This window comes from Mycolicibacterium agri (assembly GCF_002553505.1).
In the GTDB taxonomy this organism is placed as follows: Bacteria; Actinomycetota; Actinomycetes; order Mycobacteriales; family Mycobacteriaceae; genus Mycobacterium; species Mycobacterium agri.
Genome location: NZ_PDCP01000025.1, coordinates 1 through 23,169 on the forward strand (window position 1 = coordinate 1; position 23,169 = coordinate 23,169).

Sequence of the window (23,169 nt, forward strand, 5' to 3'; positions counted from 1 at the left end):
GTCGGAGGTGGGCCCGGCGGGGGCGGCGTCGGTTCGGGCACATTGTGCGGTTCGTCGGCGATGGTGTGCCACAGCGCGCCATACCAGGGCTGGCCTGCCCGCTCGGCGGCAGCCTTGGCTTCCGGCGTCTGCTCCCCCGGCACCTCGGCCCCCGGCGGCAACTGCACCTGATACGGGATGTCACCGGGCTTGACGAAACCGAGCCGTTCGCGGGCCTGGGCCGCAATGTAAACCGGGTCAGCCAGTTTCGCCTTCTGCTCCTCGAGTTCGGCGATCTCGGCACGTAGCCGCGCCTCGGTCGCCTTCAACTGGTGCATCTCGGTCCGCTGGGCGAAGTAGGTGCGCACCGGGCCTGCGATCGTCAGCGTCAGCACGCACACCACCGCAGCCAGAATGGCCGCGCGACGCGCCGCCGAGCCGAAGCGCTGCTCGGACTGTTGCTCGACGGCTTCGGCGATCGTCTTCCGGATCGAGGTGGCGACGGTCTGCTCGTCGGCCTGCGGCTTCGTCGGCTTGGTCGACGAAGCAGTCTTACGCGGTTCGCGGCGCGCAGGCGCTCCCGGGCGTGGACGGCCGCGGGCGGCGTCACCCGGCTTGCCCGACTTGCCGGTCTTAGCCGGTCGGGATGCCGGTGACCTCCGCTTGGGGTCGGGCCGTTTCGCTTCGGGCACAGGCTATTTGGTCTCCAATGCAAACCGCGGGAAGGCCAGGTCGCCGGCGTAGCGTGCGGCGTCGCCGAGCGTCTCCTCGATCCGCAGCAATTGGTTGTACTTGGCGACGCGCTCGCTGCGGGCGGGTGCGCCGGTCTTGATCTGGCCGCTGCCGACCGCGACCGCAAGGTCGGCGATCGTGGTGTCCTCGGTCTCGCCGCTGCGATGGCTCATCATCGTGCGGTAGCCGCTGTTGTGTGCCAGCGACACCGCGTCAAGCGTCTCGGTCAGAGTGCCGATCTGGTTGACCTTCACCAGGAGCGCGTTCGCCGCACCGCGCTGGATGCCGTCCTCGAGCCGCTCGGGGTTGGTGACGAACAGGTCGTCGCCGACGAGCTGGACGCGGTCGCCGATCGCGGTGGTCAGTGCCACCCAGCCGTCCCAATCGTCTTCCGACAGTGGATCTTCGATCGACACCAGCGGATAGGAGTCCAGCAGTGAGGCGTAGAACTGCGACATCTCCTCGGCACTCCGGGTTTCCTTCTCGAAGCTGTAACCCGTTCCGGCGGTGTAGAACTCGGTGGCCGCGACGTCGAGTGCCAGAGCGACGTCACTGCCCGGCTTGAAACCGGCCGACTCGATGGCCGAAAGGATGAGATCCAGCGCGGCCTTGGTGCCCGCCACGTCGGGCGCGAAACCGCCCTCGTCGCCGAGGCCGGTGGCCAAGCCCTGCTTCTTCAGAACGGATTTCAGCGAGTGGTAGACCTCGGCGCCCCAGCGCAGCGACTCCTTGAAGCTGGGCGCCCCGATCGGCGCGACCATGAACTCCTGCACGTCGACGCCCGTGTCGGCGTGCGCGCCGCCGTTGAGGATGTTCATCATCGGCACCGGCAGGACGTGCGCGTTGGGCCCGCCGACGTAGCGGAACAGCGGCATCCCGGCCGACTCCGCGGCGGCCTTGGCCACCGCGAGCGATACGCCGAGGATGGCGTTGGCGCCCAACCGCGACTTGTCCGGTGTGCCATCGAGGTCGACGAGGGCCTGGTCGACCAGCCGCTGGTCGTCGGCGCTCATCCCGATGACCGCGGGTGCGATCTCGTCGAGCACCGCTTCGACGGCCTTCTGCACACCCTTGCCGCCGTAGCGAGCGCCGCCGTCGCGCAGCTCGACCGCCTCGTGCTCTCCCGTCGACGCGCCCGACGGCACCGCCGCCCTGGCGAATGTGGCGTCCGTCAGGGCCAACTCCACCTCGACCGTGGGGTTGCCCCGGGAGTCGAGGATTTCGCGAGCTCCGACCTGCTCGATGATGGGCACTGGCGTTCTCCTTGGTCGGTCTGGGTTCGTCTATGGGCTAGAGGTTGAGACTAGTCGGATGACGATCAAGCGGCGGGAGCCGCGTTGAGGAATCCGGCAACTTGGGCCTAGTCGGATGACGATCAAGCGGCGGGCTCAGAGTGGGTGGCCGTTGGCGTAGGCGGTGGCCCAGTCACGAACGGTACGGGCGTACTGGTCGGAGAGGTTGTAGGCGCGCAGCGCATTCATCCAGCCGCGCGGTGTGGCCAAATCCTTGCCGCTCCAGCAGAGGTAACCGGCCGCCGACAGCGCCGCGTCGTCGAAGTTGTCGGGACTGACCTTGCCGTCGTTGTTGGCGTCGACGCCGTAGAGCCGCCACGTCTCCGGGATGAACTGCATCGGGCCCATCGCGCGGTCCAGGCCGGGGTCCCCGTCGAGCAGGCCGGAGTCGCTGTCGAGGATTTCCAGATTGCCCATCGTGCCGTCGAGCCGCACACCGCGGATGAACGGGGTGACGTCGCCGTTGGGTGCGATGGACGCGCCGCGGTAGGTGCCGTGATGGCTCTCCACCATGCCGATGCCGGCCAGAGTGGGCCACGTCAGGTGGCAATCGGGGTTCTCCACCTCGGCGACCCTGGCGGCATAGGCGTATGCCTCCAACGCGCTGGCGGGGATGCCGAGCGCAGGCGCGCGTTCGGCGGCCCAGTCACGGAGCTGGTCGGCCGGCCTGCCCTTGGCATAGGTGTCGATCGGCGGCACGGGGTCACCCCCAGGAGGCGGGACGCCCTCGGGAATAGGAATGCCAAGCTGCCACGAGCAACTTGAGGCCATCAGCAGCACTGTCGCGCATATCACCGCGACAGCCCGCGGCCAAAGCACTGGCGACACCGGACTCCCTCGAACCCCTCTTGTTGCTGATCCATCGTCCCATGGCCGAAGGCGTGCTTCGGGGGACCCGGCGCCGAAAAGGGTTCAAGTTTGTGATTAGGTATGCCTACCCTTCGTGCGACAAAAGCGGGTATTGTGCACGCGTCTGACAACTAGGAGGCTCAATGAAACTGCATCTCGCCTGGCCCGTGACGGTCGCGGCCACGGCCCTGGTCCTTGCCGGCTGCTCCAGCAGCGACGCGGACAGTTCCGAAGAGACCAGCGCCTCCCCGACAGCCGAGACGACGACGTCGGCGACCGCGACGGCCAGCCCCGAGGTGCAGAAGGCTGCCGAAGACTACAAGACGTATGCGACAGGCCAGATCGACGAGCTCGTCGGCGTCGTAAAAGTGTTCACCGACGCGGTGCGCGCCAACAACCTGCAGGCCGCGCAGGACGCATACGCCCCATCGCGCGTGCCGTGGGAGCGCATCGAGCCGCTGGCCGGCCTGGTCGAGGACATCGACGGCAAGGTCGACTCCCGCGTCGACGATTTCGCCGGCGAGGACGACCCGGAATTCACCGGCTGGCACCGGCTGGAGTTTTTGCTGTTCAACCAAAACACCACCGAGGACGGCGCGCCCTTCGCCGACCAGCTCGACAAGGACATCGCTTCCCTGAAGGAACAGTTCGCAACGGTCGAGGTGACGCCGCTGGACGTGGCAAACGGCGCCGCCGAGCTGATCGAAGAGGTCTCCGAAGGCAAGATCACCGGCGAGGAGGACCGCTACTCCAAGACCGACCTGTGGGACTTCGGCGCCAACCTCGAGGGGTCACAGGCCGCCGTCGACACCCTGAAGCCGGCGCTGCAGACGGCGGACCCGGAGCTGCTCGCCAACATCGAGAAGGGCTTCGCCGACATCAACGCCACGCTGCAGCCGCTGCGGCGCGGTGATGGCTGGGTGCTGTTCTGCCCGGAGGACGACCAGTACCCGTCGCCGCGCTGCCCGGAGGTCACGGTGACACCGCAGGTGGTTGACACGCTCAAGGCGCAGCTGGCCGGGCTGTCGGAGAACCTGTCCCAGGTCGCCGGGGTGCTGAAACTGCAGTGACCGAGCGGCGGGGAATCTCGCGCCGCGGCTTTGTCGCCGGGGCGTTGGGGGCCGGCGCCGCAGTCGGCGCGGGCGCGCTGGCCGGGTGCTCGTCGCCCGAGCCGGCCACGCCGTCGTCGCAGCCCGCGTTCATCCCTTTCGAGGGCCCGCACCAGGCGGGCATCACGACGCTGCCGATCCCGGAACAGGGGTTGGTGGCGTCCTTCAACGTGCACGCCGCCGACCGGCGCGCGCTGACGGTGATGTTCCGCGAGCTCACCGAGGAGATCCGCGGGCTGATGGCGGGCAAGCCGCCCGAGACGCGGGATCCGGCGTATCCGCCCGTCGACTCCGGCATCCTCGGCGACAAGCCGCCACCGGACAACCTTGCGATCGTGGTCGGCGTCGGTGCGTCGCTGTTCGACGACCGCTTCGGGCTGGTCGACCGCAAACCCAAAGAACTGGTCACGATGCCGTTTCTGGCCAACGACCGGCTGGACCCGACGCTGTCGCACGGCGACATCTCGATCATTTTCGAGGCGGGCCACAACGACACCGTGCAGTTCGCGCTGCGGCAGCTGATGCGCCGCACGCGCAGGCATCTGACACTGCGCTGGATGATCGACGGCTACGCGCGCGGCATCGGGGCGGGTAAGACGTCAGCAGATTCAACACCGCGAAACCTGTTGGGCTTCAAGGACGGAACCGCCAACCTCGATGTGCGCGACGGCGCACTGATGGACCGCCACGTCTGGGTGCAGCCAGGCGACGGGGAGCCGTCGTGGGCGGTCGGCGGGTCCTATCAGGCGGTGCGGATCATCCGCATGTTCGTCGAGTTCTGGGATCGCACGCGCCTGGCCGAACAGGAGGCGTTGATCGGCCGCAAGAAGGTCAGCGGGGCTCCGCTGGGGATGACCGACGAATTCGCCGACCCGAACTACGCCGAAGACCCCGACGGCAAGCGCATCCCGCTGGACGCCCACATCCGGCTGGCCAATCCGCGGACCGCCGAAACCGAGGAAAACCTCATCCTGCGAAGGGGTTTCAACTACTCGCGCGGATTCGACGGCGCAGGCCGACTCGATCAGGGCTTGGCGTTCATCGCCTATCAGCGCAGTCTGCAGAAGGGATTCTTGACCGTGCAGTCGCGGTTGAAGGGCGAGCCGCTGGAGGAGTACATCCTGCCGGTTGGCGGCGGCTTCTTCTTCGTACTGCCGGGCGTGACGGGCTCGGACCGCTTCCTCGGCGACGAACTCGTGGCGTAGCCGTCTAGCCGGTCTAGCCGGCATCCAGCCGCCGAACGTGAAACCTCTGCGATTTTTCGGCCGTTTTCTCGCAAAAGCTTCACGCTCGGCAGCTTGTCGGGGTGTCGCGGCCGGGGTGCCGGGGTGCCGCGGCCGGGGTGCCGGGGTGCCGCGGCCGGGGTTCCGGGGTGCCGCGGCCGTTCTAGCGCCGCTTAGCCGTCGCGCCTGCGCGAACCCGCTGAGCCCGCTTCTGGCCGACCCCGATCCTGGCCGACCCTCATCTGGCCCAACGTGAAGCCTCTGCGATTTTTCGGCCGTTTTCTCGCATAAGCTTCACGCTCGGCAGCTTGTCGGGGTGTCGCGGCACACTCCTGCCATGGGGGAGTCATTCATTGCATTCAGGGGAAGTGACGCGGTCGCATCCGGTGCGACGACGCCGTATGCGCTGCGTAGCAAGTGTGTCGCCGTATATCCGGGCGTCTATGTGCCGCGGGAAACCACACTGACCGCCATCGACCGCGCCGCGGCGGCCTGGTTGTGGTCGCGTTGCCGCGCTGTCGTCGCGGGGCAGTCGGCTGCGGCGCTGCACGGCGCGAAGTGGGTGGACGGTCGCAGGCCCGCGGAGCTGCTGTGGCCGAATCGACATGCGCCGCAGGGTATTTCGACGTGGTCGGACCGGTTCTCCGACGACGAGATCGAAGTGATCGATGGCATGCGGGTGACGACGCCCGCGCGGACAGCGCTTGACCTGGCGTGCCGATACCCGCTGGGCAAAGCGGTAGCGGCGATCGATGCACTTGCCAATGCGACTCAGTTGAAGATGGCCGATGTCGAATTGCTCGCCGAGCGGTACCCGGGCAGGCGCGGCATCGTCAAGGCGCGCAAGGTTCTTGACCTGGTCGATCCCGGCGCAGAGTCCCCGCAAGAGACATGGCTGCGACTTGTCGTCATCCGCAACGATTTTCCGCGTCCACAGACACAGATCCCGGTGTATGACGAGTTCGGCGTGCTGGTCGCCGTGTTCGATCTCGGCTGGGAGGACCTGAAGCTCGCAATGGATTACGAAGGCGAACACCATTGGCTCACTCGTAGCCGGCTCAACCGCGACATCCGCAAGGCTGAAGCGGTGGCCGAACTCGGCTGGATAGACCTGCGCGTGACGGCCGACGACACCGAGGGCGGGATCGTGCGACGGCTGTCAGCGGCTTGGCAACGACGAACGTGAAGCCTGGGCGATAATTCGCGCGTTTTTTCGCAGAGAGTTCACGCTCGGCGGCTACTGCGGCTCTGCCTTCGCCGGTTCGTCGGTTTCGGCGCCCTCAGCCTGGCCGTCTTTCGCCGATTCGTCGGTTTCGGCGCCCTCAGCCCGGCCGTTTCGCGCCGGTTCGTCGGTTTCGGCGCCCTCAGCCTGGCCGTTTTTCGCCGATTCGTCGGTTTCGGCGTCGTGGGCGACTTCAGAGTCGACGTCTTCGGGCGTGGACTCGGGGACGTCGGTGGGCTCGGCTTCGGGCACCTCGACGGGAGCGGGTTCGGGCACGTCAGCGGGCGTCGGCTCCGGTACCCGATCCGGCGCCGGCTCGGTGTCCTCGGCGTCGGCGGACTCGCCCTCGAGTTCGTCCTCGGTAGTTGCCTGGGCTTCGTCTTCGACGGCATCTTCGTCGTCGACGGCATCTTCGTCGTCGGCGCCCTCGTCATCGACGGCCTGAGCTTCGAGAACCTCAGCTTCGACGGCCTCGGCCTCGTCATCGACATCTTCGCCCGGGGCGATCACGTCGTCGGACGGCCAAAACGCCCGCCACTCCTCTTCGGTGATCGCCCCCAGCGAGTTGACGTCGAGCTCTTCGGGCACGTCCTCGCCGCGGCGGTCGGCGGCGATCGCCTTCTCCACCGCGCGGACGGTGTCCATGAACTCCAAAACCGATGCCCGCAGCTCGTTTTCCGCATCGCCCTGCACCGATAGGGCCACGCTTGTGATTCCCGCCGGAATCAGATCGCCGGGCAACCCCGCCTGTGTGACGCGGTCAATCACCTTCTGCGCCAAAGCTAATGCGGGTTGACCCGTCGGCACGTCATCGAGGACCGACTTGCGCGCCTTCGACCTCTTCTCGGCTGCCTTGCGCTCTTCCCATTGCGCCAGTTGATCATCCAGCGATATCGGCTCGCCGGCGAGCACCGCGGGCACGCGATTGGCCAGCTTGCGCAGCAGCGAATCAGCGACGTCGTCGATGGTGAACGGATGCGACGGTGCATCCTCGGCGATGCGCGCATGGAACAACACCTGCAGCAGCACGTCGCCGAGTTCCTCGCGCAGCGAGTCGGCGTCGCCGGAGCGCACGGCGTCGAACAACTCGTACGTCTCCTCCAGCAGATAGCGGCGCAGCGAGTCGTGCGTCTGCTCGCTCTCCCACGGGCCGGAGGTCCGCAGCTTGTCCATCATCGCGACCGCGTCGACCAGCCGCTCACCGGCTTGCGGCTCCGGCGCCGAGATCAGCTTGTCGCCGGCAGCCAGCCGCGCCTGCACCGCGGGATGCTCTGGGTCCGACGACAGCAGGACAGGGGCGTCCTCGCCCTCGTATGCAGGGCGCGCCGAAGGCAACGACCACGGCACCTTGATCGGCATTTCCTCGGTGTATTGCACGTCACCGGTGAGCAGTTCGATCGCTTCGACCGGGATCAGCGAAGGGCGTCGGGGGTCGACCAATACCACGGTCATAGGCTCTCCCCCTCACGCTCTCCGAATGACACCGTTGACCTCGGTTATACCAACACGTTGCCGGCCCCGGCCCTTCCGGTGGGAACCGCCAGCGCTACACGTTGCTGACCGCCAGATGAGGAATGGCCGCCCGACCCGAAGGCAAGGCGGCCATCCTGCCACATTCGTTACTTAGCTGTCTTCTGGCAGATCAGGGATCTCCCAGTGCTCCGGGTTCCCCTCGAAGAACGGGTTCTCGAGCCCGTTCACCTCGGGCAGCTTCTTCAGCTCGCCAGGAGCGATTCCGAAGAACGGATTCTCGACACCGTTGATGGTCTCGGCGTTCATCAGCTGGCCGGGCGGAATGTGTCCGGTCGGCAGGTGGAAGTACTCACCGATGTGCGGGAACTCCACCACCGGCAGCTCAACGTCCGGCACATTCCCGCAGGAAGGTTCACATCCGGCACATGCACACCCGGCACGCTCACATCAGGAACGTTCGGCGCCGGAATCGAAGGCGGATGCGGCACACCATGATCGGCCTGCGCGAGGCCCGATCCCAGGCCAAGCGCGCCGAGTCCCAACGCACCGGTCATCGTCGCCGTTACAGCAAGCTTCTTCAGGTCCATGCATTACTCCTTCGCCTTGCGTCAACGCGACGCACGCCGATGGGCATCGCGTGATGTTCGGTTTAGGAAATTGCTTGACCGCCGGATGACGATCGCCGCGCTGTGGACTACACGGCCACGCAATACCTTGACCCCCCGCGAGGTATGTCGGACCCGGCGCGGTCAGCGTTATCAGCGCCCGTTCGATTCAGCGGCCGCAAAACGCTATAAATGCGCGCTGCGCAGGCAATAGTCGACACGAAAAAACTACGCGGTTAAGTCGACGCTTCCCTGCGGTTTTCCGTTGAGCGCCAAGATCAAATCAGCGACCATCTGCACGAGCTCGACGTCGCGGATCCGCGGTGACCCGACCCCGCTGCCTGCCCGCGGGATCGGCACCTGCACCGTCGACGTGGTGGCCCGGTACCCGGCGCCGGGATACATCCGCTTCAACCGCAACTGTTGCGAATCGAGCAGCGTCATCGGCGCCAGCCGCAGCGTCGCCTCCGACGGCGCGCTGATCTCGGTGACGCCGTACTCGCGGGCCAACAGCCGCAGCCGCGCAACCGCCACCAGCCGCTGCGCCGGCTCGGGCAGCGGGCCGTACCGGTCGACCAGCTCCTCCACCACCGCGCTGACGCCGTCCTGATCGGCGGCCGAGGCCAGTCTGCGATAGCCCTCCAACCGCAGCCGGTCGCTGGCGATGTAGTCCGGCGGCAGATGCGCGTCGACAGGCAGATCGATGCGCACATCCTTCGGTTCTTCAACGGCGGCAATGGTTTTCCCGTCGGCGGCGGCGCGGTACGCCTCCACGGCCTCGCCCACCAGCCGCACGTACAAGTCGAATCCGACACCCGCGACATGCCCGGACTGCTCGACGCCGAGCACGTTGCCCGCGCCGCGGATCTCCAGATCCTTCATCGCGACGGCCATGCCCGCACCCAACTCGTTGTTCTGCGCGATCGTGGCCAGCCGGTCATACGCCGTCTCCGTCAACGGAACCTCCGGCGGATACATGAAGTACGCGTAGCCGCGCTCGCGCGAACGGCCCACCCTGCCGCGCAGCTGATGCAGCTGTGAGAGACCGAACGTGTCGGCGCGCTCCACGATCAGCGTGTTGGCGTTGGAGATGTCCAGGCCGGTTTCGACGATCGTCGTGCAGACCAGCACGTCGTACTCGCGATTCCAGAAGCCCTCGACCGTGCGCTCCAGCTGCTCCTCGGGCATCTGGCCGTGCGCGACCACGACCCGCGCCTCAGGCACCAGATCCTTGAGCCGCGCGGCGGCTTGGTCGATCGAGCGCACCCGATTGTGGATGTAGAAGACCTGCCCGTCGCGCAGCAGCTCGCGGCGGATCGCCGCGGCGATCTGCTTGTCGGAGTGCGGCCCGACGTAGGTCAGCACCGGGTAGCGCTCCTCGGGCGGGGTCAGGATCGTCGACATCTCGCGGATCCCGGCCAGGCTCATCTCCAGCGTGCGCGGAATCGGTGTGGCGCTCATCGTCAGCACGTCGACGTGGGTGCGCATCGACTTGATGTGCTCCTTGTGCTCGACGCCGAAGCGCTGCTCCTCGTCGACGACGACCAGACCGAGGTCCTTCCACGTCACGCCGGTCTGCAACAGCCGATGCGTGCCGATGACGATGTCGACCGACCCGTCCTTCATGCCCTCCAGCACCGCGCGCGACTCCGCCGGATCGGTGAACCGCGACAGCCCCTTGACCGTGACGGGGAAGCCGGCCATCCGCTGGGTGAACGTCTGCAGGTGCTGATCGGCCAGCAGCGTCGTCGGCACCAGCACCGCGACCTGCTTGCCGTCCTGCACGGCCTTGAACGCCGCGCGCACGGCGATCTCGGTCTTGCCGTAGCCGACGTCGCCGCAGATCACCCGGTCCATCGGGACGGGCTTTTCCATGTCGGCCTTGACCTCTTGGATCGCGGTCAGCTGGTCGACAGTCTCGGTGAACCCGAACGCGTCCTCCATCTCGGCCTGCCACGGGGTGTCCGGCCCGAACGCGTGCCCCGCCGACGCCTGCCGCTTGGCGTACAGCGACACCAGCTCGCTGGCGATCTCGCGCACCGCGCGGCGCGCCTTGGTCTTGGTGTTGGCCCAGTCGCTGCCGCCCAGCCGGCTCAACGTCGGCGACTCGCCGCCGACATAGCGCGACAGCTGATCGAGCGAGTCCATCGGCACGAACAACTTGTCCGACCCGCCGCCCCGCTTGCTCGACGCGTACTCCAGCACCAGATATTCGCGCCGCGCACCGCCGACGGTGCGTTCCACCATTTCGAGGAAGCGGCCGATGCCGTGCTGATCGTGCACGACGAGGTCGCCGCGGGTCAGCGCGAGCGGGTCGACGACGTTGCGCCGCTTGGCGGCCAGCCGCTTGCCTTCCGGCGCGGTGACCCGGTTGCCGGTCAGGTCGGTCTCGGTGATGACGACGAGGTTGCTGCCCGACATGACGACGCCGTCGTGCAGCGGGCCCTTGAGCACACCCACGACGCCGGGCTTGGGTTCGGCGCCCTCCTCCAGCATCGCGGCCGGTGTGTCAGCGTCGGCCAGCTGCTCGCAGACGCGGTGCGCGGTGCCGGTGCCGGGGGTGACGACGACGGCCGTCCCGCCGGTCGAGACGTGTGCGCGCAGCATGGCGAAGATCTCGTCGACGCTGGACTGCTTGCCGCGCGCTGTCGGCGCGGGCCGGATGTCGAGTTCGATGGCGCCCTCGTCGCCGAGCTGCGAGAGCGTCCACCACGGATGTCCGCCCGCACGGGCGCCGGCCGCCACGTCGTCGAGTTCGAAGTAGCCCGACGCGCCCAAGGCCTCGACGTCAATCGGCGCGTCGCCGCCGATCGCGGCCGCCGACCATGACGCCTCGAGGAATTCGCGGCCGGTCTTGATCAGGTCGGCAGCGCGGGTGCGGACCTTCTCGGGGTCGCAGATCAGCAGCGGCGTCTGCGCAGGCAGATGATCCGACAGCAGCGACAGCTCGGTGGGCCGCAGCAGCGGCAGCAACGCTTCCATGCCGTCGACCGGTATGCCCTCGCCGAGCTTGGCCAGCATGTCGGGCACGCTGCCGGGCACCTCGTTGCCGGTGCGTGGATGCTCGGCCGACAGCTCGAACGCGCGCACCCGCACGTCGTCGGTGAGCAGCAGTTCCCGGCACGGCACCGCGATCACCGTGTCTACGTCGATGTCGGGGATCGACCGCTGATCGGCGACGGCGAACATCCGCATTTCGGAGATCTCGTCGCCCCAGAACTCCACGCGCACCGGGTGTTCGGCCGTCGGCGGGAACACGTCGAGGATGCCGCCGCGTACCGCGAACTCGCCGCGTTTGCCGACCATGTCGACGCGCGTGTAGGCCAGCTCGACCAGCCGCGCGATGACGTCGTCGAACTCGGCCTCCGCGCCGACCGTCAAAGTGACCGGCTCGATGTCGGCCAGATCCGGCGCCATCGGCTGCACCAGCGAGCGCACCGTCGTCACCACCACCCGCAGCGCCGGCCCGAGCCGCGCGTCGTCGGGATGGGCCAGCCGGCGCAGCACCATCAGCCGCGCGCCGACGGTGTCCACGCCGGGTGAGAGCCGCTCGTGCGGCAGCGTCTCCCAGGACGGGAACATCGCCGCCGCGTCGCCGTAGACCGCGCGCAGTTCTGCGGTCAGGTCGTCGGCCTCGCGGCCGGTCGCGGTGACGACGAGCAGCGGCCCGGTCGAGGCGAGCGCGCAGGCGGCCAACAGCCGCGCGCTGGCCGGGCCGATGAGCGAGAGATCGGCGGGTCTGTCGGCGGCGCGACGCGCGACGTCCTGCAGGCAGGCATCGCGCAGCGCCAGGTCAACGAGGCCCGCGATCGGGGTGTGGACACGAGCGGTCCCCGATGCGGTCATGATGATCCCATCCTAATCCGGCGCCCAAACCGACATTTGGGCGCGAAAGATCCGCCGCCCAAACCGACATTTGGGCGCGAAAGTGCGAGTAGTCCGAGCCATTTCGTCGATCTCGGCGCGGGTGCGCGCATCACGAGTCGAGCACCCGCATCACGAGCCGAGCACGCGCATCATTCGTCGAGCAGCTGTGGGTCATCCTCGAGGTGCATCAACCCGTTCCAGCACAGGTTCACCAGATGGGCGGCCACCACTTCCTTCTTCGGCTCGCGCACGTCGAGCCACCACTGCGCCGTCATCGACACCGACCCCACCAGCGCCTGCGCGTACAACGGCGCCATGTCGGGGTCCAGCCCACGGCGGTCGAAATCGCCGGCCAGGATCGACGACACCTGGTTGACGGCCTCGTTCAGCAGCGTCGAATACGTGCCCGACGTGATCGCCGCCGGCGAGTCGCGAATGAGAATCCGGAAGCCGTCGGTGCGCTCGTCGACATAGGTCAGCAGCGCCAGCGCGACCCGCTCGATGCGCAGCCGCGACCGGTTGTTCGTGGTGCGGGTCAGCGACGACGTGATGCCGTCCAGCAACGCCGACATCTCCCGGTCGACGACGACCGCATACAGGCCTTCCTTGCCGCCGAAGTGCTCGTAGACGACCGGCTTGGAGACGTTGGCACGCTGCGCGATCTCCTCGATCGAGGTGCCTTCGTAGCCGCGCTCAGCGAATAATGACCGGGCGATGTCGATGAGCTGGTGACGCCGCTCGGCTCCGGTCATCCGGGCGCGGGGTGCACGCAGTTCCTTATCCGGTACTGCCACACCAGCCAGGGTAGTTGCTTGGACTAGCATCACGAGTTGATCAGTCCGTCGTGGTGTAATCGGCAGCACATCTGATTTTGGTTCAGATAGTTCAGGTTCGAGTCCTGGCGACGGAGCGAGCAGTGTGAGCGACCACCGCCGGCGAGCTTTGTGAGGGCGAGCATGACATCGCGTGGCCAATCCGCGGTCCTGGTGATGGCCGCTGGGGCCGGCACCCGGATGAGTTCGGACATCCCCAAGGTGCTGCATCCGTTGGCGGGCCGCAGCATGCTCTCGCACGTGCTGCACGCGGTGGCCAAGGTCGCCCCGCAACATCTCGTCGTGATCCTCGGCCATGACCGCGAGCGCATCACCCCCGCCGTCGCCGAGTTGGCCGACTCGCTGGGCCGCCCGATCGACATCGCCGTGCAGGAACAGCGGCTCGGCACCGGACACGCCACCGGCTGTGGGCTGACGGCGCTGCCCGCCGACTTCTCCGGCACCGTCGTCGTGGTTTCCGGCGACGTCCCGCTGCTGGACGCCGACACGATCGCCGCGCTTATCGACACTCACGGCAGCGAAGCCGCCGCGGCCACGGTGCTGACGACGACGCTGGGAGACCCGACCGGCTACGGCCGCGTGCTGCGCACGCAGGACGGCGAGGTCATCGGCATCGTCGAGGAAGCCGACGCAAGCCGGTCGCAGCAGGCGATCACCGAGGTCAACGCCGGCGTGTACGCATTCGATGCGGCAGTGTTGCGCTCGGCGCTGGAGCGGTTGCGGCCGCACAACGCCCAGCAGGAGTACTACCTGACCGACGTCATCTCGATCATCCGGCAAGACGACGGGATCGTGCGGGCCCAGCATGTCGACGACGCCGCGCTGGTGGCAGGCGTCAACGACCGCGTGCAGCTCGCCGAGCTGGCCGCCGAACTGAACCGGCGCATCGTGGCCGACCATCAACGCGCGGGCGTGACGGTCGTCGACCCGGCCACCACGTGGATCGACGTCGACGTGACGATCGGCCGCGACACCGTCATCCAGCCCGGAACCCAGCTGCTCGGGGCCACCAGCATCGGCGGTCGATGCGAGATCGGCCCCGACACCACGCTGCGCGACATGACGGTCGGCAACGGCGCCTCGGTGGTGCGCACCCACGGCTCGTCCTCGGTCATCGGCGACGACGCCAACGTCGGCCCGTTCACGTACCTGCGGCCCGGCACGGTGCTCGGCGTCGCGGGCAAGCTGGGCGCCTTCGTCGAGACGAAGAACGCCAACATCGGCGCGGGCACCAAGGTGCCGCACCTGACCTACGTCGGCGACGCGGACATCGGCGAGCACAGCAACATCGGCGCATCCAGCGTCTTCGTCAACTACGACGGCGAAACCAAGCGACGCACCACCATCGGCTCGCACGTGCGCACCGGTTCGGACACGATGTTCGTCGCGCCGGTCACCATCGGCGACGGCGCCTACACCGGCGCGGGCACCGTGGTGCGCCACGACGTGCCGCCCGGCGCGCTGGCCGTGTCGGCCGGCGCCCAGCGCAACATCGAGGGCTGGGTGGAGCGCAAGCGGCCAGGGTCGGCCGCTGCGGAGGCGGCGCGACGGGCCAAGGAGGCCGGCGAGAAGGACCAGACGGACGACGAATGAGGTAAGCAGGTCGATTGCCGTTCGCGTTCTGGCAACCCGGCCACGTATGTTCATTCGCCCTACGTACGATTGACCCGATATCGATCCCCGACCGGCGAGGGCACAGTGGGCACCGAGTGGACCGACAACCGCAAAAATCTCATGCTCTTCTCCGGTCGAGCGCATCCGGAGCTGGCCGAGCAAGTGGCCAAGGAGCTCGACGTCCCGGTCACCGCGCAGACCGCACGTGACTTCGCCAACGGCGAGATCTTCGTCCGCTTCGACGAATCGGTCCGCGGCTGCGACGCATTCGTTCTGCAGAGCCACCCGTGGCCGCTGAACCAGTGGCTGATGGAACAGCTGATCATGATCGATGCGCTCAAGCGCGGCAGCGCCAAGCGGATCACCGCGATCCTGCCGTTCTATCCCTACGCGCGTCAGGACAAAAAGCACCGTGGCCGCGAGCCGATCTCGGCGCGGTTGGTGGCCGATCTGCTCGGCACCGCGGGCGCCGACCGCATCGTCACCGTCGACTTGCACACCGACCAGATCCAGGGCTTCTTCGACGGGCCGGTCGACCACATGCGGGCGCAGAACCTGCTGACCGGCTACATCCGGGAGAACTACCCGTGCGAGAACATGGTCGTCGTCTCCCCCGACTCCGGCCGCGTGCGCATCGCCGAGAAGTGGGCCGACTCGCTGGGCGGCACACCGCTGGCGTTCATCCACAAGACGCGTGACCCCAAGGTGCCCAACCAGGTGGTGTCCAACCGCGTCGTCGGCGACGTGGCCGGACGCACCTGTGTGCTGATCGACGACATGATCGACACCGGCGGCACCATCGCCGGTGCCGTCAAGCTGCTGCACGACGCCGGAGCCGGCGACGTCATCATCGCCGCAACCCACGGCGTGCTGTCCCCGCCGGCCCGCGAGCGACTGGCCGAGTCCGGCGCCCGCGAGGTGATCGTCACCAACACCCTGCCGATCGGTGAGGACAAGCAATTCCCGCAACTGACCGTGTTGTCCATCGCGCCGTTGTTGGCCAGCACAATCCGTGCGGTGTTCGAAAGCGGCTCGGTGACAGGACTTTTCGACGGGTCTGCATAGATGGCAGAAGACGCAACCATCTACCACAATCCCCGCTGCTCGACGTCGCGTAAGACGCTGGAGTTGCTGCGCGACAACGGGATTGAGCCGAAGGTGATCCAGTACCTGAAGACGCCGCCGTCGCGCGACGAACTGGTCAAGCTGATCGCCGACGCGGGTATCGACGTGCGCACCGCGGTGCGCAAGCGCGAACCGCTCTACGCCGAGTTGAACCTGGCCGACGCCGACGACGACGCGCTGCTGGACGCGATGGTCGAGCATCCGATCCTGATCGAGCGGCCGTTCGTCGTCACGCCGCGCGGCACTCGGCTGGCCCGGCCGATCGACAACGTTCGCGAGATTCTGTGACACCTCACCGCTTTGCGGCGGGAATGGCGATGGTGGTCATCGCCGTCGCGGGTTGCGGCGAGAAGGCGCCCGACTACACGTCGCTGCTGACAGCGACGACGAGCGCCAAACCGACCGAGACGACGACACCGGTGCCGATCGCGCAGTATCTCGAAAGCGCCGGTGTCGTAGGCCAACCCGTCGCCCCCGACAAGCTGACCGATCTGACGGTGGCCATGCCGAGGCCGAAAGGCTGGGAGCAGTACAGCAATCCGCGATTCGCGCCCGGCACGCGCGTGATCGCCAAGGGCGACACCTACCCCACCGCGATGTTGATGGTGTTTCAACTCAACGGCGCCGACTTCGACCCGAGAAGGGCTGTCCAGCACGGCTTCGCCGACGCCGAGATGTCGGAGAACTTCCGTCGACTCAACGCCTCACTCGACGACTTCAAGGGCTTTCCGTCGGCCATGATCGAGGGCAGCTACGACCTCAACGGTCGCCGCATGCACACCTACAACCGGATCGTCATCGCCACCGGTTCACCGCCGGCCAACCAGCGCTACCTGATCCAGTTCACCGTGACCGGCTACGCCGACAAGGCCGCCGAGGAGGCGTCCGACATCGAGGCGGTCATCGCCGGATTCGACGTCGCCAAGAAGTAACGCCGGGAAGTCGGACGGGCCCCGCGTCGCGCGCTCCCCGTTAGGGTGACAGCCATGAGTGGATGGACAGCCGCCGATCTGCCCTCGTTCGCCGGGCGCACCGTGATCGTCACCGGCGCCAACAGTGGCCTTGGCGAGGTCACCGCCCGTGAGTTGGCCCGCGTCGGGGCCAAGGTGATCCTGGCCGTCCGCAACACCGAAAAGGGCGACGCGGCCGCGGCGGGCATGACCGGCGATGTCGAGGTCCGCAAGCTCGACCTGCAGGACCTGTCGACGGTGCGGGCGTTCGCCGAGGGCATCACCGGGTCGGTCGACGTGCTGGTCAACAACGCCGGCATCATGGCGGTGCCGTACGCGCAAACCGTCGACGGCTTCGAAAGCCAGATCGGCACCAACCACCTCGGCCACTTCGCGCTGACCAATTTGCTGCTGCCGAAGATCACCGACCGCGTGGTGACGGTGTCGTCGATGATGCATTGGATCGGCTACATCAGCCTCGACGACCTGAACTGGAAGTCGCGGCCGTATCTGGCCTGGCCGGCCTACGGCCAGTCCAAGCTGGCCAACCTGCTGTTCACCAGCGAGCTGCAGCGCCGCCTCGAAGCGGCCGGCTCGCCGGTCAAGGCGCACGCCGCCCACCCCGGCTACTCGGCGACCAATCTGCAGGGCCAGACCGGCAACCCGATCGGCACAAAGCTGGTCAGGCTGGGCAATCGCCTTGCCACCGACGCCGCGTTCGGCGCGCGCCAGACGCTGTATGCGGTGTCGCAGGACCTGCCGGGCGACTCGTTCGTCGGCCCGAAGTTCGGCATGTTCGGCCCGACCATCCCGAACGCCCCGCGCAGCCCGCTGGCCCGCGACAAGAAGAAGGCCGCCGCGCTGTGGGAGCTGTCGGAGCAGCTCACAGACACCAAATTCGCGCTCTGAGGGCTTCGTCGGCTACTCTGTGTCGGCGTCACGGCGAGGGTGGCAGAACGTCCACCGTTATCGACGGGCACACACTGTGTTGTTGGTGTTGTTGCGACCCATGCCGTGCAAACGATGACCGGCACTAGAGGAGCAACACCGAAATGGCCAAGACTGCGGCCCGCACCGAGAACAAACTGACCGCCGCCGTGCGCACCGAAACGGGCAAGGGCGCATCGCGCCGGGCGCGTCGCGCAGGCCAGATTCCCGCCGTGCTCTACGGCCACGGCACCGATCCGCAACACCTGCTACTGCCGGGCCACGACTTCGCCGCCGTCATGCGGCACGAGGGCACCAACGCGGTGTTGACTCTGGACGTCGACGGCAAGGAGCAGCTGGCGCTGACGAAGGCACTCGACATCCACCCGATCAAGCGCACCATCCAGCACGCCGACCTGCTGGTCGTGCGCCGCGGCGAGAAGGTCACCGTCGAGGTCAACGTCATCGTCGAGGGCGAGGCCGTTCCGGGCACCCTGGTCACCCAGGACGCCAACACCATCGAGATCGAGGCCGACGCGCTGTCGATCCCGCAGCAGCTGACGCTCTCTGTCGAGGGCGCCGAGGTCGGCACCCAGTTCACCGCAGGCTCGATCGCGTTGCCTGACGGTGTCTCGCTGGTCTCCGATCCCGAGATGCTCGTCGTCAACGTCGTCGCCGCCCCGACCGCCGAGGAGCTTGAGGCCGAGGGCGCAGGCGAGGCCGGCGAGGCGCCCGCGGAAGAGGCCGAGGGTGCCGAGGCCGCGGAGGCGGCTGGTGGTGGCGAGGAGGCCCCCGCCGCCGAAGAATCATCCGAATAATCGGCTTCCGGCGCGACCGCGACATGGCCGAACCGCTTCTGGTGGTGGGCCTGGGAAATCCCGGGCCCCGCTACGCCACCACGCGGCACAACCTCGGCTACATGGTCGCCGACCTGCTGGCCGACCGCATGGGCTCGGCGTTCAAGGTGCACAAGAAGTCCGGCGCCGAGATCGTCACCGGTCGGCTGGCGGGTCGATCGGTCGTGCTGGCCAAGCCGCGGGTGTACATGAACGAATCCGGCCGTCAGGTCGGACCGCTGGCGAAGTTCTATTCGGTGCCGCCCGCCGACATCATCGTCGTGCACGACGAGCTCGACATCGAGTTCGGCCGGATCCGGCTGAAGTTTGGCGGCGGCGTCGCGGGCCACAACGGGCTACGCTCTGTGGCTTCGGCCTTGGGCACCAATGACTTTCAGCGAGTCCGTATCGGCATCGGCCGTCCGCCGGGCCGCAAGTCGGGCGCGTCGTATGTGCTGGAGAACTTCACCGCCGCCGAACGCAAAGAGGTTCCGGTGATCTGCGAGCAGGCCGCCGACGCGACCGAGCTGTTGATCGCCCATGGCCTCGAGCCCGCACAGAACACCGTGCACGCCTGGGCCTAGCCCTTCTTGCGTGAGTTCCGTGGCCCTTCTTGCGTGAGTTCCGTGGCCCTTCTTGCGTGAGTTCCGTGGCCCCTCTTGCGTGAGTTCCGTGGCCCCCTTTTGCGCGACCGCGCGTGTCTGCGGGCGACACGCCGTGGAAATCCATGAGATTGCGCACGCTCGCGGCCGGTCGGCCGGTCGGTGAACCAGCGGCCGTCAGCGCCCCTGGATGCCGCTGTCCACCACCTTGACCTTCTTGTGCGGATAGCGGCGTTCGGCGTGCGCCTTGGCGTCTGAATTCGGCAGTACGTAAAGCGTTTCCACCTTGTCCTGCAGTGGTTTGAGCACCAGATCCATGAAGCCTTTGCGGTCCTCGAGGTAGGGCTCGATGACGTCCTCGCCTGCCGGGCACACCGCGAGGCAGTACGCCGCCTTGTAGTTGGCCTTGAACGACAGGCTCTGCCACATCGAGGCGTTCTCCGAATCGCTTACCCGCGAACGGAAGTCGGCGGCGTCGGAACTGTCGGCGATGGTCTGCGCCCAGTCGGTGAACCCGCCCATGAACTCGCGATAGTTGTGCACCGAGCAGGCGACGAAGTCGAAGTCGCCGTTCTTCTTGATGGCGCCGACGGGACACGCGGCCACACACAACTTGCACTCCAGGCACGGCGAATAGTCAAGCGGCTCACCGTATTCGCTGATCGGCGCCGCCACAAGAACGGTACCCAGCAGGATGAAATTGCCGAACCTGGGGTGAATGACGTTGCGGTGTATGCCCATCACGCCGAGGCCGGCGGCGACGGCGATGGGCTTGTGCGCGACGACCCAGATGCGGCCGGGAAACCGGTCCATCTCCATCGGGAAGGACATCGACGGATTGATCGCACGGTAGCCGGCATCCTCCAGCGCGCGGGTGATCCGGTGCGCGGCCTCATTCATGATCTCGCCGCTGCGGTGGAACTCCTGGTTGGCGACGCTGCGCGCGGCCGAACGCACGTTGTCGCGGTTCATCCTGACGACCAGCGAGATACAGCTGCGGACTCCGGGAAGCGCGGCGTCCGCATGCTCGCGTTCCGTCGCCAGGTCCGGGTTGTCGACACTGACGAACCCGACGTCGTCGACGCCCGCGTCCAGGCAAACCCGCCGCAGCCAGTCGGCGTCGATGACGCCGGGTTTCGGCGTCGTTCGCGTCCGCACCTTGCGGACCGTCGGGTGCTCGGCGATCCGCGGCGGCAGGTTTTCGATCGCCATGCTGAGTATAGTACACAATACTCAGATCGGTAAAAGTGTGGTCCTCGACACAGAACCCCTGCGGCGGATGCGCGGGAAGCGGACTGCGCGGAATCCGTCTCGCAGGTGCGGCCAGAAGTCACCGCGACACGCGATCCCGTAATGAACCCGCCGCCGTCTGCAAAAAATTCGTTCGGACGTGGCCGTCGACGCGCCAACGGGCGTAAACCTGAAGTATGCAGGTCGAGCATGTGGGCCCGCTGCGCCGGTGGACGTCGCGGCTGCTCGACGGCGGCAACCGGTGGGGCTCGGTGCACGTGCAGGCGGACCGCTTCGGCGCCGTCCGCTATCGCCTGGTGGTGTACCCGCCGGGGATCAGCGACTCGGAACGCCGTCGCCTGCGCCTCTGGCGTGGCGCGCCGGTCTGGGGCACCGCGCTGTGGGTTCTGGCCGAGATCGTGCTGCAGCACCTCATGGCCCCGCGCGCGGCGCTCGTCGTTTCGACCGTACTCGTAATCGCCTCGGTCGCAGTCGCTTTCACGATGGCCGGGCCGACGCGCGGGCTCGTCCGGATGATGCTCGTGGACGCCATACTCGGCCATACCGACGCGACCATCGCCGCACGCGACCGGCTGTACTCGTTGGCGTCGATGCTTCAGGACGCCGAGGAACGCCTTGACGCCGGACTCATCTCACCGCTGGAGCATGAGGCGCTGTGGTGGCGGGTGTACGAGCAGCTCGACCCGGGCCCCTCGAACGTGCGCAAACTCCCGTCTTGACTCGGCGTGTCGCCTGCAGACACGCACGCTCGCCGAAAAAGGGGCCTCCCGCTCGCCGAAAAGGGACCTCGCCGAAAAGGGACCTAGGTGACCAGGGAGACCGAGTTCGCGCGACGCAGCTTGCCCGACGGCGTCTTCGGAATGGTGCCGGGGCCAAGCACGACGACATTGCGGGGCCGCACATCGACCTCGGCGACGACCTCGTGGGCGACCTGGTGCTCGATGCGGCGCACCTCGGCCGGGTCCTGCCACGCGTTGGATTCGACTGCGACGGCGAAGGTTTCGCGCGAATGCCCGGCGTCCAGGCGTACCGCGACCGCGCAGCCGGGCCGCACACCCTCGACGCGGCTCGCGGCGCGCTCGATGTCGGTCGGGTAGATGTTGCGGCCGGCCATGATGATGACGTCCTTGACGCGACCGCACACCACGATGTGGCCTTCCTCGGTCATGTAGCCGAGGTCGCCGGTGTCATACCAGCCGTTCTCGTCCTGCGCCGGGATGAAGCCGCCCATGGTGAGGTAGCCGGGCGTGACCGGCTCACCGCGCAATTCGATGATGCCGACGCCGCGAGGAGGCATGACGTTGCCCTGCTCGTCGATGATTCGGGCCTCCAGGCCGGGCAGCAGCGGACCGAGGTCGGCCAACCTGCGGGTGTTGCCCTTCGTCGCGGGCACCGCGCGGCGCAGCGCGGCCAGCAGGTCACGGTCGACCTCGTCGACGACCAGGCCCTTGCCGCACGGTGAGAACGACACCGCCAACGTCGTCTCCGCCATGCCGTAGGCCGGCAGGATCGCCTCCGGCTTGAGCCCGAACGGCTTACCCGCATCCAGCAGATCCTCGACGTCGGCCGGTTCGACGGGCTCGGCACCCGAGAGCGCGAAGCGCAGCGTCGACAGGTCGAAATCGCCGGGCTTGGCCTGCCTGCGCAGCCGCTTGGCCAGCAGCGCATAGGCGAAGTTCGGCGCGGCGGTCATCGTGCCCTTGTACTTGTCGATGAGCTTGGCCCACAGCAGCGTGTCACGCAGGAAGTCCATCGGCGTGACCTTGACCAGCTCGGCGCCGAAGTACATCGGGATGGTGAGGAAGCCGACCATGCCCATGTCGTGGAAGCAGGGCAGCCAGCTGACCATGACGTCCTTGTCGACGTCGTACTCCGCGCCGATGAACATCGCCTCGGCGTTCGAGTGGATGTTGCGGTGGGTGATCTGCACGGCCTTGGGCGCGCCCGTCGAGCCCGACGTCAGCTGCATCAGGGCCAGGTCGTCCTCGCCGACGTCGATCGGGTCGATCGGGTCGTGGTCCAGCAGTTCGGGGATCCTGAGGACCTTGATGCCCTGCTCCTCGAGTACGGGGATGGCGACCATGAACGGCTCGGACACGATGACGGCCTTGGCCTCGATCATCCGGACGACGTTCATGGTGTCCTCGGCCCACATCACCAGGTCGGTGCGCGGGGTGGGCTGGTGCAGCATCGTCAGGCTGGCACCGCGCATCCACAGTGCCTGCGCGGTCGGAGCGATCTCGACCGGGTAGCCGGCCAGCACGCCGACGGCGTCCCGGTGCCCGATGCCCGCGGCAGCCAGGCCGCCCGCGATCCTGCGCGCACGTTCGTGCACCTCGCGCCAGGTGTGGCGGACCGGATCATGAGGTTCACCGGTGACCATGCCCGTCTTGGCGTTACGGGCATTGCGGTACATCTTCTCGGTGAATCTGCTCACGACAGCCTCCTCGGGGTCCCCGCAAGTGCCAAGGTGTAATGGTCCGCCTGATGGGCGGACGTTTCGCGTAACCGCGCACACGGTTGAGGCGCGGTTTCGTCTCGATTCGGTGATGCGCTAGAGCGGGACGACCGCCCGCCGGAATGTCCGGCGCCGACGGTATCCGAGTCCGCTGACTGGTCGCGAGTTTTCACCGTCAAACATCTTAAGCAACTCTTAAGTAACTGCCAAACTCACGCAGGA

Annotated in this window: 19 protein-coding genes, 1 tRNA gene and 1 pseudogene; 12 read left to right on the top strand and 9 right to left on the bottom strand. The window is 67.4% G+C overall.

Going from position 1 to position 23,169, the window contains the following annotated elements; translation table 11 throughout:
* The 3 genes from CQY20_RS15290 to CQY20_RS15300 all read right to left on the bottom strand — a co-directional run.
* Positions 1-671: FtsB family cell division protein (locus CQY20_RS15290; RefSeq protein ID WP_097940934.1), on the bottom strand; the 671-nt coding region annotated here is incomplete at its 3' end.
* Between the two features lie 3 nt (positions 672-674).
* Entirely contained in the window at positions 675-1,964 is a 1,290-nt protein-coding gene (eno, locus tag CQY20_RS15295; protein WP_097940935.1) for a phosphopyruvate hydratase, read from the bottom strand.
* Positions 1,965-2,099: 135 nt separating this feature from the next.
* Entirely contained in the window at positions 2,100-2,831 is a 732-nt protein-coding gene (locus CQY20_RS15300; protein ID WP_097940936.1) for a lytic transglycosylase domain-containing protein, read from the bottom strand.
* Positions 2,832-2,995: 164 nt separating this feature from the next.
* Between CQY20_RS15300 and efeO the strand changes: the two genes are divergently transcribed.
* The 3 genes from efeO to CQY20_RS15315 all read left to right on the top strand — a co-directional run bounded on the left by efeO (position 2,996) and on the right by CQY20_RS15315 (position 6,370).
* Entirely contained in the window at positions 2,996-3,922 is a 927-nt protein-coding gene (gene efeO, locus CQY20_RS15305; RefSeq protein WP_097940937.1) for an iron uptake system protein EfeO, read from the top strand.
* Positions 3,919-5,166: an iron uptake transporter deferrochelatase/peroxidase subunit gene (gene efeB, locus CQY20_RS15310; protein ID WP_097940938.1), complete on the top strand. Its 1,248-nt coding sequence runs from the start codon at positions 3,919-3,921 to the stop codon at positions 5,164-5,166. The genes efeO and efeB overlap by 4 nt, the downstream gene beginning before the upstream one ends.
* 355 nt (positions 5,167-5,521) lie before the next feature.
* On the top strand, positions 5,522-6,370 hold the full coding sequence (locus CQY20_RS15315) for a type IV toxin-antitoxin system AbiEi family antitoxin (protein WP_097940939.1): 849 nt from the start codon (positions 5,522-5,524) through the stop codon (positions 6,368-6,370).
* A gap of 512 nt (positions 6,371-6,882) precedes the next feature.
* Here CQY20_RS15315 and CQY20_RS15320 read toward each other — a convergent pair.
* From CQY20_RS15320 to CQY20_RS15335, 4 genes and pseudogenes are all read right to left on the bottom strand, one after another.
* Positions 6,883-7,858: pseudogene (locus CQY20_RS15320) on the bottom strand (nucleoside triphosphate pyrophosphohydrolase); the annotation flags it as partial.
* A gap of 171 nt (positions 7,859-8,029) precedes the next feature.
* Positions 8,030-8,275, bottom strand: coding sequence for a hypothetical protein (locus tag CQY20_RS35505; protein WP_234816260.1), 246 nt, complete (start codon positions 8,273-8,275; stop codon positions 8,030-8,032).
* Between the two features lie 437 nt (positions 8,276-8,712).
* Positions 8,713-12,330, bottom strand: coding sequence for a transcription-repair coupling factor (gene mfd, locus CQY20_RS15330; RefSeq protein WP_097940940.1), 3,618 nt, complete (start codon positions 12,328-12,330; stop codon positions 8,713-8,715).
* A 170-nt stretch (positions 12,331-12,500) separates the two neighbouring features.
* Entirely contained in the window at positions 12,501-13,103 is a 603-nt protein-coding gene (locus CQY20_RS15335; RefSeq protein ID WP_097940941.1) for a TetR/AcrR family transcriptional regulator, read from the bottom strand.
* Between the two features lie 86 nt (positions 13,104-13,189).
* On the opposite strand from CQY20_RS15335, the gene CQY20_RS15340 reads away from it, so the two are divergent.
* The 8 genes from CQY20_RS15340 (at position 13,190) to pth (ending at position 19,220) form a co-directional block, all read left to right on the top strand.
* A tRNA-Gln gene (locus tag CQY20_RS15340) sits at positions 13,190-13,261 on the top strand.
* A gap of 34 nt (positions 13,262-13,295) precedes the next feature.
* Entirely contained in the window at positions 13,296-14,777 is a 1,482-nt protein-coding gene (gene glmU, locus CQY20_RS15345; protein WP_174814794.1) for a bifunctional UDP-N-acetylglucosamine diphosphorylase/glucosamine-1-phosphate N-acetyltransferase GlmU, read from the top strand.
* A gap of 105 nt (positions 14,778-14,882) precedes the next feature.
* Positions 14,883-15,863: a ribose-phosphate diphosphokinase gene (locus tag CQY20_RS15350; protein ID WP_097940943.1), complete on the top strand. Its 981-nt coding sequence runs from the start codon at positions 14,883-14,885 to the stop codon at positions 15,861-15,863.
* Positions 15,864-16,211 (top strand): arsenate reductase (glutaredoxin), encoded by a 348-nt coding sequence (gene arsC, locus CQY20_RS15355; protein ID WP_097940944.1) that lies wholly within the window; start codon positions 15,864-15,866, stop codon positions 16,209-16,211.
* Positions 16,208-16,855: an LpqN/LpqT family lipoprotein gene (locus CQY20_RS15360; RefSeq protein ID WP_371871144.1), complete on the top strand. Its 648-nt coding sequence runs from the start codon at positions 16,208-16,210 to the stop codon at positions 16,853-16,855. The genes arsC and CQY20_RS15360 overlap by 4 nt, the downstream gene beginning before the upstream one ends.
* Before the next feature lie 54 nt (positions 16,856-16,909).
* On the top strand, positions 16,910-17,782 hold the full coding sequence (locus CQY20_RS15365) for an oxidoreductase (protein WP_097940946.1): 873 nt from the start codon (positions 16,910-16,912) through the stop codon (positions 17,780-17,782).
* Positions 17,783-17,925: 143 nt separating this feature from the next.
* The gene (locus CQY20_RS15370; RefSeq protein ID WP_097940947.1) at positions 17,926-18,618 is read left to right on the top strand and encodes a 50S ribosomal protein L25/general stress protein Ctc; all 693 of its coding nucleotides are present in this window, start codon (positions 17,926-17,928) and stop codon (positions 18,616-18,618) included.
* 23 nt (positions 18,619-18,641) lie between these two features.
* Complete coding sequence (gene pth / locus CQY20_RS15375; protein WP_097940948.1) at positions 18,642-19,220, top strand: aminoacyl-tRNA hydrolase; 579 nt, start codon at positions 18,642-18,644, stop codon at positions 19,218-19,220.
* A gap of 195 nt (positions 19,221-19,415) precedes the next feature.
* On the opposite strand, the gene CQY20_RS15380 is transcribed toward pth, so the two are convergent.
* On the bottom strand, positions 19,416-20,450 hold the full coding sequence (locus CQY20_RS15380; RefSeq protein ID WP_097940949.1) for an epoxyqueuosine reductase: 1,035 nt from the start codon (positions 20,448-20,450) through the stop codon (positions 19,416-19,418).
* A gap of 215 nt (positions 20,451-20,665) precedes the next feature.
* Between CQY20_RS15380 and CQY20_RS15385 the strand changes: the two genes are divergently transcribed.
* The gene (locus CQY20_RS15385) at positions 20,666-21,208 is read left to right on the top strand and encodes a DUF6611 family protein (RefSeq protein WP_097940950.1); all 543 of its coding nucleotides are present in this window, start codon (positions 20,666-20,668) and stop codon (positions 21,206-21,208) included.
* An 83-nt stretch (positions 21,209-21,291) separates the two neighbouring features.
* Here CQY20_RS15385 and CQY20_RS15390 read toward each other — a convergent pair whose 3' ends face one another.
* The gene (locus CQY20_RS15390; RefSeq protein WP_097940951.1) at positions 21,292-22,926 is read right to left on the bottom strand and encodes a fatty acyl-AMP ligase; all 1,635 of its coding nucleotides are present in this window, start codon (positions 22,924-22,926) and stop codon (positions 21,292-21,294) included.
* Positions 22,927-23,169 lie beyond the last annotated feature (243 nt).